Here is a 15,426-nt window from a genome sequence, read left to right as displayed (position 1 = left end):
ATAAGCCGCCGTTACCGCAGCAACGGATATGTACACAGTCAGCCAGCAAAAGCATCCCGCAGAAACCCCGGCGCGATATACCGCTGATAATGCGCCTCGGACAAAATAAAAAACTCCCGATCTATCGCATCCCGCAACTCGGGCAACCCCCACTCCCGAAACTCCGGCATCAACACCATCCCATAAGCCTCAAGATTGCTGATCACCCGAGCCCCCCGGGCAATCAACTGATACGCCCAGCAGTACTCCGACTGATGCGGCACAAACCGAATCTTGCGCTGCTCCAGTTGCCCCCGCAGCATTTTCGGGTCAAACACCTCTAGCTTCCCAGCCATCACCTGCACCAACAACTGCTCCAGCCGCAGCCAGACCGCACGCTTTTCTTCCTCGTTATACCCGTTCCACTGAATCACCTCATGGTGAAACCGCTTACACCCCCGGCACACAAGATCGCCGTAAACCGTGGAGCACAGGCCTACGCAAGGGGTCTTGATGGTTTGGTTAGACATGGTCGACAACGCACAAATCAGCGAAACAGTTGCACATGTTAGCCCTTTGTCTAAGGTTGATCACCCCGCAAACTTGGCGACGCAACTTACGTTTAGAATTTTTTTGCCGTAGAATCATCCGGCCTTGTAAGGCGCCAATAATCCGTTGGAAGCTGTTTTCAAAGCGTCACGAGCACAGTCGTTCCTAAAGAACGGTGTTGGCGATGGTTATTTACCCGGTAAATAGCCAGCGCCAACCCTCATCAGCTCCGTTCTGCAGGCGTAAAACTTTGAAAGCAGCTTCTGTGAGGATTGCCGGCAGCGCTGGCTCTACGGCCCAAAAAGCCCCTGAGCGCATGCGTGCCGTGCTTTTCTGGATGAGCGTCCCGTGGGACCACTGATGAGGGTAATAACTGTGCTTGAAGCCTACCGCAAACATATCGAAGAGCGTGCAGCCCTGGGTATTGTTCCCCAGCCGCTTAACGCCGAACAAACCGCAGGCCTGGTCGAGCTGCTGAAAAATCCCCCGGCTGGCGAAGAAGAATTCCTCGTTGACCTGATCACCAACCGCATTCCACCAGGCGTTGACGAAGCTGCCTACGTCAAGGCCGGTTTCTTGTCTGCCCTGGCCAAGGGCGAAGCCACTTCCCCTCTGATCGACAAGAAACGCGCTGTTGAACTGCTCGGCACCATGCAAGGCGGCTACAACATCGTGACCCTGGTCGAGCTGCTGGACGACGCCACCCTGGCTCCCGTCGCTGCCGCCCAACTCAAGCACACCCTGCTGATGTTCGACGCCTTCCACGACGTCGCGGAAAAAGCCAAGAACGGCAACGAACACGCTAAAGCCGTGATCCAGTCCTGGGCCGACGGTGAGTGGTTCAAGAACCGCCCGACCCTGGCCGACAAGATCAGCCTGCGCGTGTTCAAGGTGTCTGGCGAAACCAACACCGACGACCTGTCCCCTGCCCCGGACGCCTGGTCCCGTCCTGACATCCCGCTGCACGCCCTGGCCATGCTGAAAATGGCCCGTGACGGTATCGTGCCGGATGAGCAAGGCAAGACCGGCCCGATGAAGCAGATCGAAGAAATGCGCAGCCAAGGCTTCCCGATCGCCTACGTCGGTGACGTGGTCGGTACCGGTTCGTCGCGTAAATCGGCAACCAACTCGGTGCTGTGGTTCTTCGGCGACGACGTGCCTTACGTGCCGAACAAGCGCGCTGGCGGCTTCTGCTTCGGCAGCAAGATCGCTCCCATCTTCTACAACACCATGGAAGATGCCGGCGCACTGCCAATCGAATTCGACGTCACCAACATGCACATGGGCGACGTGATCGACCTGTACCCGCATGCTGGCAAAGTCACCAAGCACAACAGCGATGAAGTCCTGACCACCTTCGAAATGAAGACCCCGGTCCTGTTGGACGAAGTCCGTGCTGGCGGTCGTATCCCGCTGATCATCGGCCGTGGCCTGACCGAGAAGGCTCGCGCCGAGCTGGGTCTGCCGCCTTCGACCCTGTTCAAGCTGCCGGAAGCGCCGGCTGAAAGCGACAAGGGCTACACCCTGGCGCAGAAAATGGTCGGCAAGGCCTGCGGCGTGGCTGGCGTTCGTCCAGGCACCTACTGCGAACCGAAGATGACCACCGTCGGCTCCCAGGACACCACCGGTCCTATGACCCGTGACGAACTGAAAGACCTGGCGTGCCTGGGCTTCTCCACCGATCTGGTAATGCAGTCGTTCTGCCATACCGCGGCTTATCCAAAGCCGATCGACGTGACCACCCACCACACCCTGCCTGACTTCATCATGACCCGCGGCGGTGTATCGCTGCGTCCAGGCGACGGCATCATCCACAGCTGGCTGAACCGTATGCTGCTGCCGGACACCGTCGGTACCGGTGGTGACTCCCACACCCGTTTCCCAATGGGCATTTCGTTCCCGGCCGGTTCCGGCCTGGTGGCGTTCGCCGCAGCCACTGGCGTTATGCCACTGGACATGCCGGAATCGATCCTGGTGCGTTTCAAAGGCGAAATGCAGCCTGGCATCACCCTGCGTGACCTGGTTCACGCCATTCCTTACTACGCGATCCAGGCTGGCCTGCTGACCGTAGAGAAGAAAGGCAAGAAGAACGCTTTCTCCGGCCGCATCCTGGAAATCGAAGGCCTGGACAACCTGAGCATCGAACAGGCTTTCGAGCTGTCCGACGCCTCGGCTGAACGTTCGGCTGCCGGTTGCACCATCAAGCTGTCGAAAGAATCCATCACCGAGTACCTGAACTCCAACATCACCCTGCTGCGCTGGATGATCGGTGAAGGCTACGGCGATGCGCGTACCCTGGAACGTCGCGCCCAAGCGATGGAAGCCTGGGTTGCCAACCCTGAGCTGATGGTTGCCGATGCTGACGCCGAATACGCTGAAATCATCGAGATCGACCTGGCCGACATCAAAGAGCCTGTGCTCTGCGCGCCAAACGATCCGGACGACGCCCGTCTGCTGTCCAGTGTTGCTGGCGAGAAGATCGACGAAGTGTTCATCGGTTCGTGCATGACCAACATCGGTCACTTCCGCGCTGCCGGCAAACTGCTGGATCAGGTCAAGGGTCAGCTGCCAACCCGTCTGTGGCTGTCGCCGCCGACCAAGATGGACGCTCACCAACTGACCGAAGAAGGCTACTACGGCATCTACGGCAAGGCTGGCGCGCGCATGGAAATGCCGGGCTGCTCGCTGTGCATGGGTAACCAGGCACGTGTTGAGCCGAACTCGACCGTTGTGTCGACGTCGACCCGTAACTTCCCGAACCGTCTGGGTGACGGCGCAAACGTCTACCTGGCTTCGGCTGAGCTGGCGTCGGTGGCTTCCATCCTGGGTCGCCTGCCGACCGTCGAGGAGTACATGGAATACGCCGCGAAGATCAACACCATGGCCAGCGACGTGTATCGCTACCTGAGTTTTGACCAGATCGCCGAGTTCCGTGAAATTGCTGCAAGCGCCAACATTCCTGTGGTTCAAGCCTAAGGTTTTGTTGCGGTAAAGGAACACCGCGTATCGCAAGGTACGCGGTGTTTTTTTATGCCTGTAGAAAATCGGGCCACCCGAGACAACCCCCAAATAGGCCGTAAGAACGGTCCTGTATTCGCGTCAGTAATATTTACACTTCGATACAGAGCATTCCGTCAGAACATTAAACCATCCACAAACGTCAATGAATCCGCGGGATAGAGAGGTTTATTCGGACCGCTGGAAGGCCAATCGACTGTATCAAAATACAAAAACAACGCTGCGAATAACAATGATTATCATTGGTTTCCGCATTTTAAATGGGTATCCTTCGCCTGCTTTTACTCAAGGCTGCGCAAAAGGACTCCCACTTGAAGTACGAATACAGCACAAAACCGCAATGGCTACTGACTCGCTGGAGCGAGGCACTCGGCACTCCCCTCTTCCAAACCCATCGCATCACACTCGACTCCCTGATCAACACCTTGGCGCCAGCCGCCGAGCGCAGCTTCCAACGTTTGATTCAGGCGCTGTTCCGTGAGGGGTTACTGAACGCAAACGCCCTTGAGTACGACGACCACCACCGATGCTGGTTGACCCTTTGCGACCAAACCCGCCTGTGCTTCGACCATTTGCTCCCGGGACGCATGAGCAGCTGGGACCTGCGTGGCAATATCACCGCACACAGCGGTGAATACCCACCTCACAAGGTCCAGTTTCCTTCGGAACTGCTGACCCTGCTCAACAACGACCTCCAGGCGCCTGCCGCTCCCGAGGTGCTGCACCGCCTCAACGAAGAACTCGATGACAGCTTCACCAACGACACGCTGTGCCTGGCGTTCCATCAGCAGTGGACGCTCCAGTTGCACGAGGCCATGGACCCGGCACACAGCGACAATCTGTTGACATGGCTCAAGGACGATCCATGCGTTGCCAACCCGACCTCGTTACTTGAGCAATGGGGCACCCTGGGCCACCCGTGGCACCCCAACTACAAGACCAAGCTTGGCTTGAGCACCGACCAAGTCATCGATTTTTCACCGGAGTTCGAAGCCCGCTTTCCGGTGATCCTCTGCGCGCTGCACCGCCAGTTTGCTCATGTCGAATCACTGGCTGGCACCGCCGACTACTGGCCGTGGTGGCAAGCCCACTTTCCACACGCGGCCCAGCAACTGACGGCTGAACTGACGCGCCAAGGCCTTGAGGCCGCAGACTACCTGCCGCTGCCTGCGCACCCGTGGCAAGCCCGCCAGGAGCTGCCACAGACCTTTGCCAACGAAATCGGCGACCGGCTGTTGGTGCTGACCGACATCGTCGCATTTACCGCACATCCCACCATGTCGTTCCGCACCGTGTTGCCCGAGGGACGGCGTGATGCACCGATGGTCAAACTGCCGGTTTCACTGCGCCTGACCAGCGTGCAACGCACCGTATCGCCACGATCGGCGCGCATGGGCCCGCGCATCAGCCACTTGATGCAAACCATCCTGGCTCGCGAGCCGGAGGTTCAGAAGATTCTCGGCATCGTTCCCGAACGCATCGGCGTGCACTTCAAACCACAACCGGCAGACGACGAGCGCTCCCGTCACCTGGCGGTGCTGTACCGGGACAACCCGCTGAACCAACTGCAGCCCGGGGAAATAGCGGTTCCGGTCGGCAGCCTGTTCGCCGTCGACCAGCGCGGCCAGCCGCTGTTGCGACAGTGGGTGCATCTGGCACAGGGCAAGGACGATAGCGGCGCCATGCAAGCGTTTTTCCGTGATTACGTTGCGATTGCAGTGCCTGGCCTGCTGAATATGTACCTGCGCTACGGCGTGGCTTTCGAAGCCCACCAGCAGAACAGCTTCATGATCATGGCCGCAGACGGACAACTGAGCCGCCTGCTGTTGCGTGACTTCGGCGATATCCGTATCGACCGCAAGACGCTGCATGCGCAGGGCCTGGACATCGAACTGCACGACCCGAAGATGACGCTGTATGACGACGCAGGCTTCGTGCGCGACAAGCTGCTGCACACGGTTTTCATGTGTCACCTGGGCGAGTTGGTGCTGCTGGGTGCCCGCGAATTCAACATCCCCCAGGCGCTGCTGTGGGGTGAACTGGCTTCACAGGTCAGCCAATGCTTCGACGACCTGCGCGGCCAGGTCGAACCGCAGCGCTGGGCCACGGAACGCCAGGCCTTGCTGGAACAGGACTGGCCGGCCAAATCGTTCATGCGCATGCGCTTGCTGGAGAGCCATGCGGATATCGTCGGGCGCCTGTGCAACCCGCTGAGCGTTCAAGTCGATGGCAACTAACAGCGCAGCCCTGCGGTTGCTGGTCTGCATTCAACTGGTGTCCATGGGCGCCATGGAAATGAGCGGCCCTTTCTGGCCCTTGCAGATCCAGAAACTGCTTGGCATCGCCAACGCCCAGTACACCGGCCTGCTGTCTTCACTGGTGTACGCCGGGCCGATGATGGCGGCGATGGTGCTGACCCCCGCCTGGGGGCGGCTGGGTGATCGAACCGGCCACAAGCCCATGATCATTCGGGCGTTGCTGGCGCTGGCAGTGTGTCAGGCCCTGGCCGCAATCACCTTCGATCCATGGCTATTGGTGGGCATCAGGGTGGCGCAAGGGGCGCTCGCCGGGTTTATTGCAGCGGCCCAAGCCTACGCTCTGGCCTGCTGTGGCGACGGGGGGCGCGGGCAAATTCTTGCCCGCCTGCAATCGGCGACGGCCGTTGGCTCACTGGCCGGCCCAGTGCTGGGTGGCTGGCTGATGGATGTCTCGGGGTTCGCGTTGCTGTGCTACAGCGCCACCGTCATTTGCCTGTTGTGCGCGGCGATCAGTGTGTTTTTGCCCAGCGATACGCAGCGCGTAACCCACAAGCAAAAACCGCCACATACCCAGCTGCCCAAGGGTTGGCTGGGAGCGATGCTCGGCGTCATCGTGCTGATTCAAGCGGCCAAAATGATGCCGCAGCCGTTCTATGCCTTGTACGTGGCAGACATCCTGCACGCGCCCGCCTGGCTGATCGGCGCCAGTTATGCCGCCAGCGCCGCCACGCTCGCACTGTCCGCGCCGCTTTGGGGGCGGTTATTCGACCGCCATCAACCGGCGCACACCCTGCGCGTCATTGAATGGGTTGCCTGGGCCTGCGCACTGACCCTCGCTTTTACTGCGGTCGCCAGTGAGTGGATGGGCTTTATTGCCAGCCGCTTGCTCTGGGGCGTATGGCAAGGCGCGCTACTGCCCGTTGCTTACACCTTGATCGCCAACACGGTCGCGTCCAGCCAGCAAGGCTTCGCGCTGGGCCTGGGCAACAGCGCCGCCAAAGCCGGCGCGTTGTGCGGAGCCCTGATCGGTGGCATCGGCATGGGGCTCGTTGGGTTGGCGCACAGCTTCTGGCTCGTCGCCCTCACGTACGCGTTGGCTGCACTGGGTATCCGTGCCATTCGGTCTTTCTCAAAAATGCCGGAAACGACTGTTTCCACCACCAACATTTCTCAACACTAAAAAAGAAAAAAATGAAAAAACTCCAACTTTCTATCCTGTTGCCCTTTATCGGCTCGTTGAGCACCCCGGCGTGGGCCGATCAAACCGAAACGGCGCCCACCACGCCCAACGCCCTGCAGTTACAGGAAGTGGTGGTGTCCGCCACCCGTACAGAGGCCAGCATCGCCTCGATTCCCGGCTCTGTGCAGGTGATCAGTCAAGATCAGATCACCCAGCAAACCGGTGCGGGACGACGCGTCTCTGACATCCTCGGCCAGTTGGTCCCGGGTATTTCCCCTTCCACCGGAGGCATGAGTAACTTCGGCCAGACCCTGCGCGGGCGAAACACACTGGTGCTGATCGACGGGGTGTCCCAGAACTCGACGCGAGACAACTTCCGCCAGCTCAACAGCATCGCCCCGGAAAGCATCGAACGCATCGAAGTGATCTCCGGCGCCAGCAGTGTGTACGGAGCGGGCGCATCCGGCGGCATTATCAACATCATCACCAAGCGCAACAACGGTGAGGCGTTGGCATTCAGCAGCAAGATTGGCCTGACTTCCGGCAACAACCTCAACAAGAAAGGTTTTGCCTACGACGTGTTCCAGAGCGCCACCGGGCGCAAGGACGCGCTGGACTGGTACGTGTCGGCCAACGGCGTACAGCGCAACGATCAATTTGACGGTAACGGACACCGCATCCCCCAGGACACGTCCCAGGGCAGCAACATGGACACCGACACCTACGACCTGCAAGGTCGCTTCGGCTACGAGCTGGACGCTGACAAGAAAATCAGCCTGTCGCTGCAGGACTACAAAGACCAGCAAGATACCCACTACACCAAGAACCCACGCATCACCAGCGAAGCCGTCGCAGTAAAAGGCCTGGACCTGGATGACCAACCGTTCACCCACAACCAGGCCGTCAACCTCAACTACACCGACAAGGATTTCTACGGCCAGGGCTTGCAGGTGGAAAGCTATTGGCGCCGCGCCGACGCCTTGTTCTTTCCGGACCTGTCACGGGGCAGAGCCGGGATTTCCGACAACAATAGCGTGCAGGATGTGTACGGCCTGCGGGCAGCCATCGAAAGCGCCATGCCAGACATTGGCTCGGCCACCGGTACATTGGTCTGGGGCGCCGATTACAATCACGAAACCTCAACCCAGCGCGGTGATCAATACCGGGTCAATGGGCTGAGCTACACCAAGACCGGCACGACCTTTGAAATGGGGCCGGACATCACGACCACCAACAAGGCCATCTTCGGTCAACTGTCCTACGACATTGGCGATTGGACACTGCGTGGCGGCGTGCGCCGCGAATGGATCGACAGCGAGATTTCCGACAGCATCGCCTACGGGGAAATCGTCCAGACAGGCAATCGGGCGACCCTCCCCGGCGGCACCCTGAAATACAACGACACCCTGTACAACCTCGGCGCGGTGTACCACCTGAGCGAAAACCAGGACGTGTTCGCCAACTTCAGCCAAGGCTTTTCCCTGCCGGATATCCAGCGTTTCCTGCGGGACGTCAACAGCACCTTTGACATCCAGAAACTCAATGCCCAGGCCCTCAAGGTCAACAGCTATGAGTTGGGATGGCGTGGCAACTGGGACAAGTGGCAGGCCAGCGTCACGGCGTACGAGAACACCTCGGACGTCACCCAGTTCTATGATGCCAACGACCGCGTACTGCGCTTGATCAACCAGAAAGAGCGCGTGCGCGGCGCGGAAACAACGCTGACCTATAACGTGACGGATCAATGGTCGGTGGGCGGCACTTACGCGTACGCCAAGGGCGAGACCAATCAGAACGGCAAATGGATCGACCTGCCTGCCACGCGTATTTCACCGGCCAAGACAACTGCCTTCGTGGGTTACGACCGTGGGGACTACACCCTGCGCCTGCAAGGCATGCGATTGGCCAACTATGACGCCGCGTTCGACGATAACAACGGTCGCGATATCAAGGGCTACACGTTGTTCGACCTGCTAGGTTCGGTAGCGTTGCCGGTGGGTCGCCTGGAAGGCGGGGTCTACAACCTGACCAACCGCAACTACCAGAACATGTTTGCCCAGGCCAACGCCCGCGCGCCCTACCCGAATGCTGAAGGCCGTACGTTCAGCCTGAGTTATGCCGTCGACTGGTAATAACCTCTGCACGCGGGAGCGAGCTCCCGCTGATCAAGCAAGGCTCGCCTTCCGGGTGAGCCTTGACCGTCTCGATCACCGCCCGCAACTCAGCCTTGCTTTGCTCCAGACGCGCCTGTATCACCTCGATTTCCTCGATCTTTCGCTCAAGCCCGAAGACAATCTCTGCTCGCCTGGCCTCGCTGGGCGAGGCATCCGGCATCAGCTGTTTCAGCTCCTGCAAACTGAAACCTGCGCGCTGAGCGCCTTGGATCAACTGCAACGCCTGCAGGGTTTGGGGCGCATAACGGCGATAGCCATTGGCTTGCCGTTCAACCTGGATAAGCCCCTCAGCCTCGTAAAAGCGAATTTTTGAGGCCGACAGGCCGCTGAGTTTTGCCAACTCGCCGATATTCATGCTTTACCCGCTTGACCTTAAAGTGACCTTTAAGCTTAGCCTGAGCGCTCCCATTGTGAGGAGTCAAGCATGTCACCCTTTGAAGCGTTGCAATTGCCCAACGGCCAGCTCATCAGTAACCGCATCGCCAAGGCGGCGATGGAAGAGAACATGGCGGATGCACACCAGGCGCCTTCCGAGGCCTTGATGCGCTTGTACCAAGCCTGGGCCGAAGGCGAGCCCGGCCTGATCCTGACCGGCAACGTGATGATCGACCGCCACGCCATGACCGGCCCCGGCGGCGTGGTGCTGGAAGACGAACGTCACCTGGACAAGTTTCGCCAATGGGCCGCGATTGGCCGGGCCAAGGGCGCGCAATTCTGGGTACAGCTCAACCACCCCGGCCGGCAGACCATGGCCAACCTCGGCCAGCCAGCATTGGCTCCTTCTGCGGTAGCCCTCGACCTCGGCGGCTTTTCGAAGATGTTCGCCCAACCCAAGGCGATGACCGAGGCCGATATACAGGATGTCATCTCGCGCTTCGCCACCAGCGCGCGTCTTGCCGAAAAAGCCGGTTTCAGCGGCGCGCAGATCCATGCCGCCCACGGCTACCTGCTCAGCCAGTTTCTCTCGCCCTTGAGCAACCAGCGCACGGACCGCTGGGGCGGCAGCGTGGAAAACCGTGCGCGGCTGCTGCTGGAGGTGGTCAAGGCCGTGCGCGCCTCTGTGAGCCCGGGCTTCTGCGTGGCAGTAAAACTCAACTCCGCCGACTTCCAGCGTGGCGGGTTTGACGCCGCCGACGCCCGCGCCGTGGTCGAGCGGCTCAACCCCCTGGCCATCGACCTGCTGGAGTTGTCCGGCGGCAGCTACGAAGCCCCGGCCATGCAAGGCGAGGCTCGCGACGGACGCACCTTGGCCCGCGAAGCCTATTTCATCGAGATGGCCAGCGACCTGGCGAAAGTCGCCAGCATGCCGGTGATGGTCACCGGCGGTATCCGCCGTTTGCCAATCGTCCAGCAAGTACTGGACAGCGGCATCGCCATGGCCGGGATCGCCACCGCCCTGACCCTGGAGCCGCACCTGATCAAGCAGTGGCGCGCTGGCCGCGATCTCAACCCGCAACTGCCGCCGATCCGCTGGAAGCGCAAACCCCTGGCCAGCCTGGCGAACATGGCAGTGGTGCGCTATCAGCTGCGCCGCCTGAGCCGTGGCCGCCAGCCGAAACCCGGGGTGGCACCGCTGCTGGCGTTGATAAAAGACCAACTGTTTATCGCCCGTCGCACCCGCCAATATCGAGCCGCGATGACCAATTCTTCACATTGAGCGGGGAGCATTCAACGCCATGGAACTGTCCTTTACTGATCAGCAGCTTTTTACCCTCACTGACGATTGGAGTTCTTCATGGCGAAAATCACCCTGGCCCAGCAATTGGCGACCACCCTTGAACAGGCGGGCATCAAGCGCATCTGGGGCCTGACCGGCGACAGCCTCAACGGTCTGACCGACTCCCTGCGCACCATGGACAGCATCGAGTGGATGCACGTGCGCCACGAAGAAGTGGCCGCATTCGCCGCCGGTGCCGAAGCGGCCGCCACCGGCGAACTGACGGTATGCGCCGGCAGCTGCGGCCCCGGCAACCTGCACTTGATCAATGGCCTGTTCGACTGCCATCGCAACCATGTGCCGGTACTGGCCATCGCCGCACAGATCCCCTCCACCGAGATCGGCCTGAACTACTTTCAGGAAACCCATCCCCAGGAGCTGTTCAAGGAGTGCAGCCACTTTATCGAGCTGGTGACCAACCCCGAACAAATGCCCCATGTGCTGCACCGCGCCATGCGCTCGGCGATCCTCAATCGCGGCGTGGCGGTGGTGGTGATTCCGGGCGATGTGTCGCTGCTGGAAGTGGAAGACAAATTCAAACCATGGCCGGCCCTGCTGGCACCGCGCACGCTGCCGGCAGAACACGACCTGCAACGCCTCACCGACATCCTCGAACACAGCGGCAAAGTCACCCTGCTGTGCGGCAGTGGCTGTGCCGGCGCCCACGATGAGGTGGTGGCCCTGGCCGACGCCCTCGGCGCACCCGTGGTCCATGCCCTGCGCGGCAAGGAACATGTGGAGTGGGACAACCCGTTCGACGTCGGCATGACCGGCCTGATCGGCTTCAGCTCCGGTTACCACGCCATGCTCAACTGCGACACGCTGATCATGCTTGGCACCGACTTCCCGTATCGCCAGTTCTACCCCACTGACGCGAAGATCATCCAGGTCGACCGCAACCCGCAGGCACTGGGCCGGCGTGCCACCCTGGACCTGGGGATTGCTGCCGACGTCAGCGAGACCATCCAGGCGCTGTTGCCACGCCTGACCCGTAAGACGGATCGCAGCTTCCTGGAAACCTCCCTCAAGCATTATGAAAAAGCGCGCCAAGGCTTGGATGACCTGGCAGAACCGTCAAAGGCCGGCCGGCCGATTCACCCGCAATACGTCGCGCGCCTGCTCAGTGAACTGGCGGACGATGATGCGATCTTCACCGCCGACGTGGGGTCGCCGACCGTGTGGGCGGCACGCTACTTGAAGATGAATGGCAAGCGCCGGTTGATCGGCTCGTTCAACCACGGCTCGATGGCCAACGCCATGCCCCAGGCCATCGGCGCACAAGCGGCGTTTCCCGGGCGTCAGGTGATTTCGATGTCTGGCGACGGTGGCTTTACCATGCTGATGGGGGACTTCATCAGCCTGGCGCAGTTGAACCTGCCGGTGAAACTGGTGGTGTTCAACAACTCGTCCCTGGGCTTTGTCGCCATGGAGATGAAAGCTGCGGGCTACCTGGACACCGGCACCGAGCTGAAGAATCCGGACTTTGCTGCCATGTCCAATGCCATGGGCATCCTCGGCATTCGCGTCGAACAGTCCGAAGACCTCGAACCGGCCCTGCGCCGCGCCCTGGCCCACGACGGCCCGGTGCTGGTGGATGTGGTCACCGCCACCCAGGAACTGGTGATGCCGCCCAGCATCAAGCTGGAACAGGCCAAGGGCTTCAGCCTGTACATGCTCAAGGCGGTGATGAGCGGACGCGGTGATGAAGTGATCGAGTTGGCGAAAACCAACTGGCTCAGGTAAGTCCTGCCACTGTAGGAGCGAGCTTGCTCGCTCCTACAGGTTACTTATGCGCTCTGCTTTTCCACCCACTTGCCGTAGGCATCAATAAACGCCTGCAAAAACGGCTTGGTCTTTTCCGACAGTTTCCCCGACTCGTCGAACACACTGCCCGCGCCGCCCAGGTAGGCTTCCGGCTGTTGCATGCACAGCACATCGAGGAACACCAGGGATTGGCGCAAATGGTGATTGGCCCCAAAACCGCCGATGGCGCCGGGGGACACACTGATCACCGCGCCCGGCTTGCCGCTGAACACACTTTGGCCATAAGGCCGCGAACCGACGTCAATTGCGTTCTTCAATACACCCGGCACCGAGCGGTTGTATTCGGGGGTCACAAACAGCACCGCGTCGGATGAACGCACGTGTTGACGGAAAGTACTGTAGGCTGCCGGCGGTGCAGCACCGTCGATGTCCTCGTTGTAGAGCGGCAAATCGCCAATTTCGGCAATGTTCAATTTGAGGTTGGCGGGCGCCAACTCAGCCAATGCCAGGGCGACCTTGCGGTTGATCGACTCTTTTCTCAAGCTGCCGACCAGTACGGCAATCGTGTAGACCTTGCTCATTGGGGGTTCCCGATTTCTGACTGAAGGAGCCTGTAGTTATAGAGCCTGCGCGACGCTATCACCAGCGCGTTTTTACAATCCCAAGGACGTTCACACCGCAAATGGACTTGTAAGTAATGTCTGAAAAAGTCAACGAATAGTATTTTTTTTCAATAGGTAAACTACCCCGCTCTCCTACGGTCTACAGAACCGCAAATCGAGTGTTTATCTCCAGAGGTTCTAAACAGATGGCAGCAGTACTTGTCGGACAGTTCCATGCCAGAGACGCGGAAGGTCGCGTTTATTCGGTGCATGAGTTCCAGGAATCCAACCCGCCCCTCGACGGCCTGGCTGGATCGGCGCCCACCACCACCTACAAGCTGGCCATTGGCGACCGCGTAGAAAAACTGGATGGCGATGAGTTCAGGCTGATTCAGTCGGGCACTATCATCACCCGCGAATCCGCAACGATCCACGCTTCATAAGACGTTATTCCCCATAGGCGATATCCACATTATCGCCGACGCCTCCCAGTGTCCGGTCCTTGCCGAACGAGAACAGATCAAAGTTGGTTTTGGCCTGGCTGGGAGGATAGTGGTACTGATAGGCCACGCCCCACGGGTCCGTCAGCATGTCCTCATCCTTGAGATAGGGCCCCCGCCACTTCGCTTCCCCCGCTGGCTGAACCGTCAACACCGCCAGACCCTCGTCGTCGGTAGGATAACGCCCTACATCCTGATGAAACTGCTCGACCGCCTTGCCCAGCACGTTGAGCTGTACCTTGGCCGTGGCGATTTCGGTCTGAGTCACGTCGCCAAAGATCCGCGGCCCAACTGCAATCACCAGCACGCCCACAACCAGCACGGCCACCAGCACATCCCAATACGAAAACCCGCGCGTGTGTGTTTTACCGAGCATCGATAAGGCTCCCCCGTGGATCCTTTGGTTGATACGCCCTTTGTATGACCTGTTGGTTGCAGGCGCCAAGGGACTTGATCGTGCAAGTCTAGTTGGGCCATTCCCGCGCCGGGTCTTTTTTCCGCACCCGGGCCTGAGCCATTGAATCCACGTCGCGCTGAACATAGACTCCGGCCATGCGTTTACGTCATATCGAAGTCATCCAAGCGATTTTGCAGACCGGACACCTCGGCACCGCCGCCGAATGGTTGCAACTGCCCGTGGCCGATGTGGACGCGACGCTCAAGGATGCCGAGCTGCAATTGGGTTTCATGCTGTTCGCCAGTGTGCGCGGACGCTTGCAGGCCACCCGGGAAACCCTTGAGTTGCAGGGTGAAATCGCCCACCTCTATGCGGCCCTTGAGCCGGTGCAACGCCTGGCCAGCAGCCTGAAGCACCACCATGCCCCGCCCTTGCGCGCACTGTGTACCCCGCCGCTGGCCAATCAACTGCTGCCCCAGGCCATCGCCGTGCTGCGCCGACGCTTTCAAGACACGCCGTGCAACCTCTCCAGTCATTCCACCCGAGACATGGTCAAAAGCCTGCTGCTGCACGAAGCAGACCTTGGCCTGAGCCTGCACGACCCGGAACATCCGCAGATCCACAGCACGCCATTGGCTCACGGCAAGCTGCAATTGCTCGCGCCCCATGGCTGGCTGAAGCCTCGGCAGAAGTACATTGCGCTACAGGAGTTGGCCGGGCAGTCGATGATCGGCCTTGAAGGCCAGGACCCGCTGAGCCGCCTGCTGGACAGCAAACTGCAAGCCCTGCGCCCGCTGCCGGTGGTGCAAACCCGGGTGCAGACGTATCAGATGATGCGCAGCATGGTCGAAGCCGGGGAAGGCCTGGCGATTGTCGACCCGTTCACCGCCAGCGGCGCACGGGAAGCCGGGCTGGATGCGTGCCCGTTGTCACCACCGATGGTAGTGACCTTGTATGCGTTGACACTGAAGGGCAGCGAGCCAGCGCCCGCCTTGAATGCATTGCTGGAGATTGTCACCGAGAAGGCTGAAAGCCTGCTGACCAGCACACTGCCTTGAATCTGGGAGCTGTCGAGCTTTAGCGAGGCTGCGAAGACGGCGGCATGGTCGATAAGTAGATTGCCTGACACACCGCTATCGCAGCCTCGCTGGGGCTCGACAGCTCCCACAGGGTTCGGGGGAAGTCTGGGAATTGTGTGTTCGGTCGCAAGCACTCGGGTTGCGCAAATCAAATGTGGGAGCTGTCGAGCTTTAGCGAGGCTGCGAAGGCGGCGGCATGTTCGATAAAT

Annotated in this window: 12 protein-coding genes; 8 read left to right on the top strand and 4 right to left on the bottom strand. The window is 60.1% G+C overall.

From position 1 onward, the window contains the following. Positions 1-38: 38 nt before the first annotated feature. The gene (locus LIY45_RS30015) at positions 39-509 is read right to left on the bottom strand and encodes a DUF1289 domain-containing protein (protein ID WP_226478618.1); all 471 of its coding nucleotides are present in this window, start codon (positions 507-509) and stop codon (positions 39-41) included. 394 nt (positions 510-903) lie between these two features. Between LIY45_RS30015 and acnB the strand changes: the two genes are divergently transcribed. The 4 genes from acnB to LIY45_RS29995 all read left to right on the top strand — a co-directional run bounded on the left by acnB (position 904) and on the right by LIY45_RS29995 (position 9,116). Beyond that, a complete protein-coding gene (gene acnB / locus LIY45_RS30010) occupies positions 904-3,504 on the top strand; it encodes a bifunctional aconitate hydratase 2/2-methylisocitrate dehydratase (RefSeq protein ID WP_017480431.1) in 2,601 nt (866 codons plus the stop codon). Between the two features lie 302 nt (positions 3,505-3,806). Next, on the top strand, positions 3,807-5,783 hold the full coding sequence (locus LIY45_RS30005) for an IucA/IucC family protein (RefSeq protein WP_226478617.1): 1,977 nt from the start codon (positions 3,807-3,809) through the stop codon (positions 5,781-5,783). Then, entirely contained in the window at positions 5,773-6,984 is a 1,212-nt protein-coding gene (locus LIY45_RS30000; protein WP_226478616.1) for an MFS transporter, read from the top strand. The genes LIY45_RS30005 and LIY45_RS30000 overlap by 11 nt, the downstream gene beginning before the upstream one ends. Before the next feature lie 11 nt (positions 6,985-6,995). Further along, positions 6,996-9,116: a TonB-dependent receptor gene (locus LIY45_RS29995; RefSeq protein WP_226478614.1), complete on the top strand. Its 2,121-nt coding sequence runs from the start codon at positions 6,996-6,998 to the stop codon at positions 9,114-9,116. Here LIY45_RS29995 and LIY45_RS29990 read toward each other — a convergent pair. After that, complete coding sequence (locus tag LIY45_RS29990) at positions 9,088-9,513, bottom strand: MerR family transcriptional regulator (protein WP_017480427.1); 426 nt, start codon at positions 9,511-9,513, stop codon at positions 9,088-9,090. The two genes, LIY45_RS29995 and LIY45_RS29990, sit on opposite strands and share 29 nt — an antisense overlap. Before the next feature lie 69 nt (positions 9,514-9,582). Between LIY45_RS29990 and LIY45_RS29985 the strand changes: the two genes are divergently transcribed. Further along, a complete protein-coding gene (locus LIY45_RS29985) occupies positions 9,583-10,815 on the top strand; it encodes an NADH:flavin oxidoreductase/NADH oxidase family protein (protein ID WP_226478613.1) in 1,233 nt (410 codons plus the stop codon). Positions 10,816-10,893: 78 nt separating this feature from the next. Next, complete coding sequence (gene poxB / locus LIY45_RS29980; protein WP_226478611.1) at positions 10,894-12,618, top strand: ubiquinone-dependent pyruvate dehydrogenase; 1,725 nt, start codon at positions 10,894-10,896, stop codon at positions 12,616-12,618. A 44-nt stretch (positions 12,619-12,662) separates the two neighbouring features. Here poxB and LIY45_RS29975 read toward each other — a convergent pair whose 3' ends face one another. Next, the gene (locus LIY45_RS29975; RefSeq protein ID WP_226478610.1) at positions 12,663-13,220 is read right to left on the bottom strand and encodes an NAD(P)H-dependent oxidoreductase; all 558 of its coding nucleotides are present in this window, start codon (positions 13,218-13,220) and stop codon (positions 12,663-12,665) included. A gap of 227 nt (positions 13,221-13,447) precedes the next feature. Between LIY45_RS29975 and LIY45_RS29970 the strand changes: the two genes are divergently transcribed. Then, positions 13,448-13,684, top strand: coding sequence for a hypothetical protein (locus tag LIY45_RS29970; protein WP_003209248.1), 237 nt, complete (start codon positions 13,448-13,450; stop codon positions 13,682-13,684). Between the two features lie 4 nt (positions 13,685-13,688). On the opposite strand, the gene gspG is transcribed toward LIY45_RS29970, so the two are convergent. Further along, positions 13,689-14,117 (bottom strand): type II secretion system major pseudopilin GspG, encoded by a 429-nt coding sequence (gene gspG / locus LIY45_RS29965; RefSeq protein ID WP_226478609.1) that lies wholly within the window; start codon positions 14,115-14,117, stop codon positions 13,689-13,691. 176 nt (positions 14,118-14,293) lie between these two features. On the opposite strand from gspG, the gene LIY45_RS29960 reads away from it, so the two are divergent. After that, a complete protein-coding gene (locus LIY45_RS29960; RefSeq protein ID WP_226478608.1) occupies positions 14,294-15,196 on the top strand; it encodes a LysR substrate-binding domain-containing protein in 903 nt (300 codons plus the stop codon). Positions 15,197-15,426: the final 230 nt, after the last annotated feature.

Source organism: Pseudomonas sp. MWU16-30323 (assembly GCF_020515595.1).
In the GTDB taxonomy this organism is placed as follows: Bacteria; Pseudomonadota; Gammaproteobacteria; order Pseudomonadales; family Pseudomonadaceae; genus Aquipseudomonas; species Aquipseudomonas yamanorum.
The sequence above is the reverse complement of the archived record's forward strand: the minus strand, read 5'-3'. Positions and strand labels throughout refer to the sequence as shown.

Bases quoted from the DNA above. Each gene is read 5' to 3' on its own strand.
- LIY45_RS30005 (WP_226478617.1), top strand. From the start codon at position 3,807: ATGGGTATCCTTCGCCTGCTTTTACTCAAGGCTGCGCAAAAGGACTCC.
- poxB (WP_226478611.1), top strand. From the start codon at position 10,894: ATGGCGAAAATCACCCTGGCCCAGCAATTGGCGACCACCCTTGAACAG.
- LIY45_RS30015 (WP_226478618.1), bottom strand. From the start codon at position 509: ATGTCTAACCAAACCATCAAGACCCCTTGCGTAGGCCTGTGCTCCACG.
- LIY45_RS29970 (WP_003209248.1), top strand. From the start codon at position 13,448: ATGGCAGCAGTACTTGTCGGACAGTTCCATGCCAGAGACGCGGAAGGT.
- LIY45_RS29960 (WP_226478608.1), top strand. From the start codon at position 14,294: ATGCGTTTACGTCATATCGAAGTCATCCAAGCGATTTTGCAGACCGGA.
- LIY45_RS30000 (WP_226478616.1), top strand. From the start codon at position 5,773: ATGGCAACTAACAGCGCAGCCCTGCGGTTGCTGGTCTGCATTCAACTG.
- gspG (WP_226478609.1), bottom strand. From the start codon at position 14,117: ATGCTCGGTAAAACACACACGCGCGGGTTTTCGTATTGGGATGTGCTG.
- LIY45_RS29985 (WP_226478613.1), top strand. From the start codon at position 9,583: ATGTCACCCTTTGAAGCGTTGCAATTGCCCAACGGCCAGCTCATCAGT.
- LIY45_RS29990 (WP_017480427.1), bottom strand. From the start codon at position 9,513: ATGAATATCGGCGAGTTGGCAAAACTCAGCGGCCTGTCGGCCTCAAAA.
- LIY45_RS29995 (WP_226478614.1), top strand. From the start codon at position 6,996: ATGAAAAAACTCCAACTTTCTATCCTGTTGCCCTTTATCGGCTCGTTG.
- LIY45_RS29975 (WP_226478610.1), bottom strand. From the start codon at position 13,220: ATGAGCAAGGTCTACACGATTGCCGTACTGGTCGGCAGCTTGAGAAAA.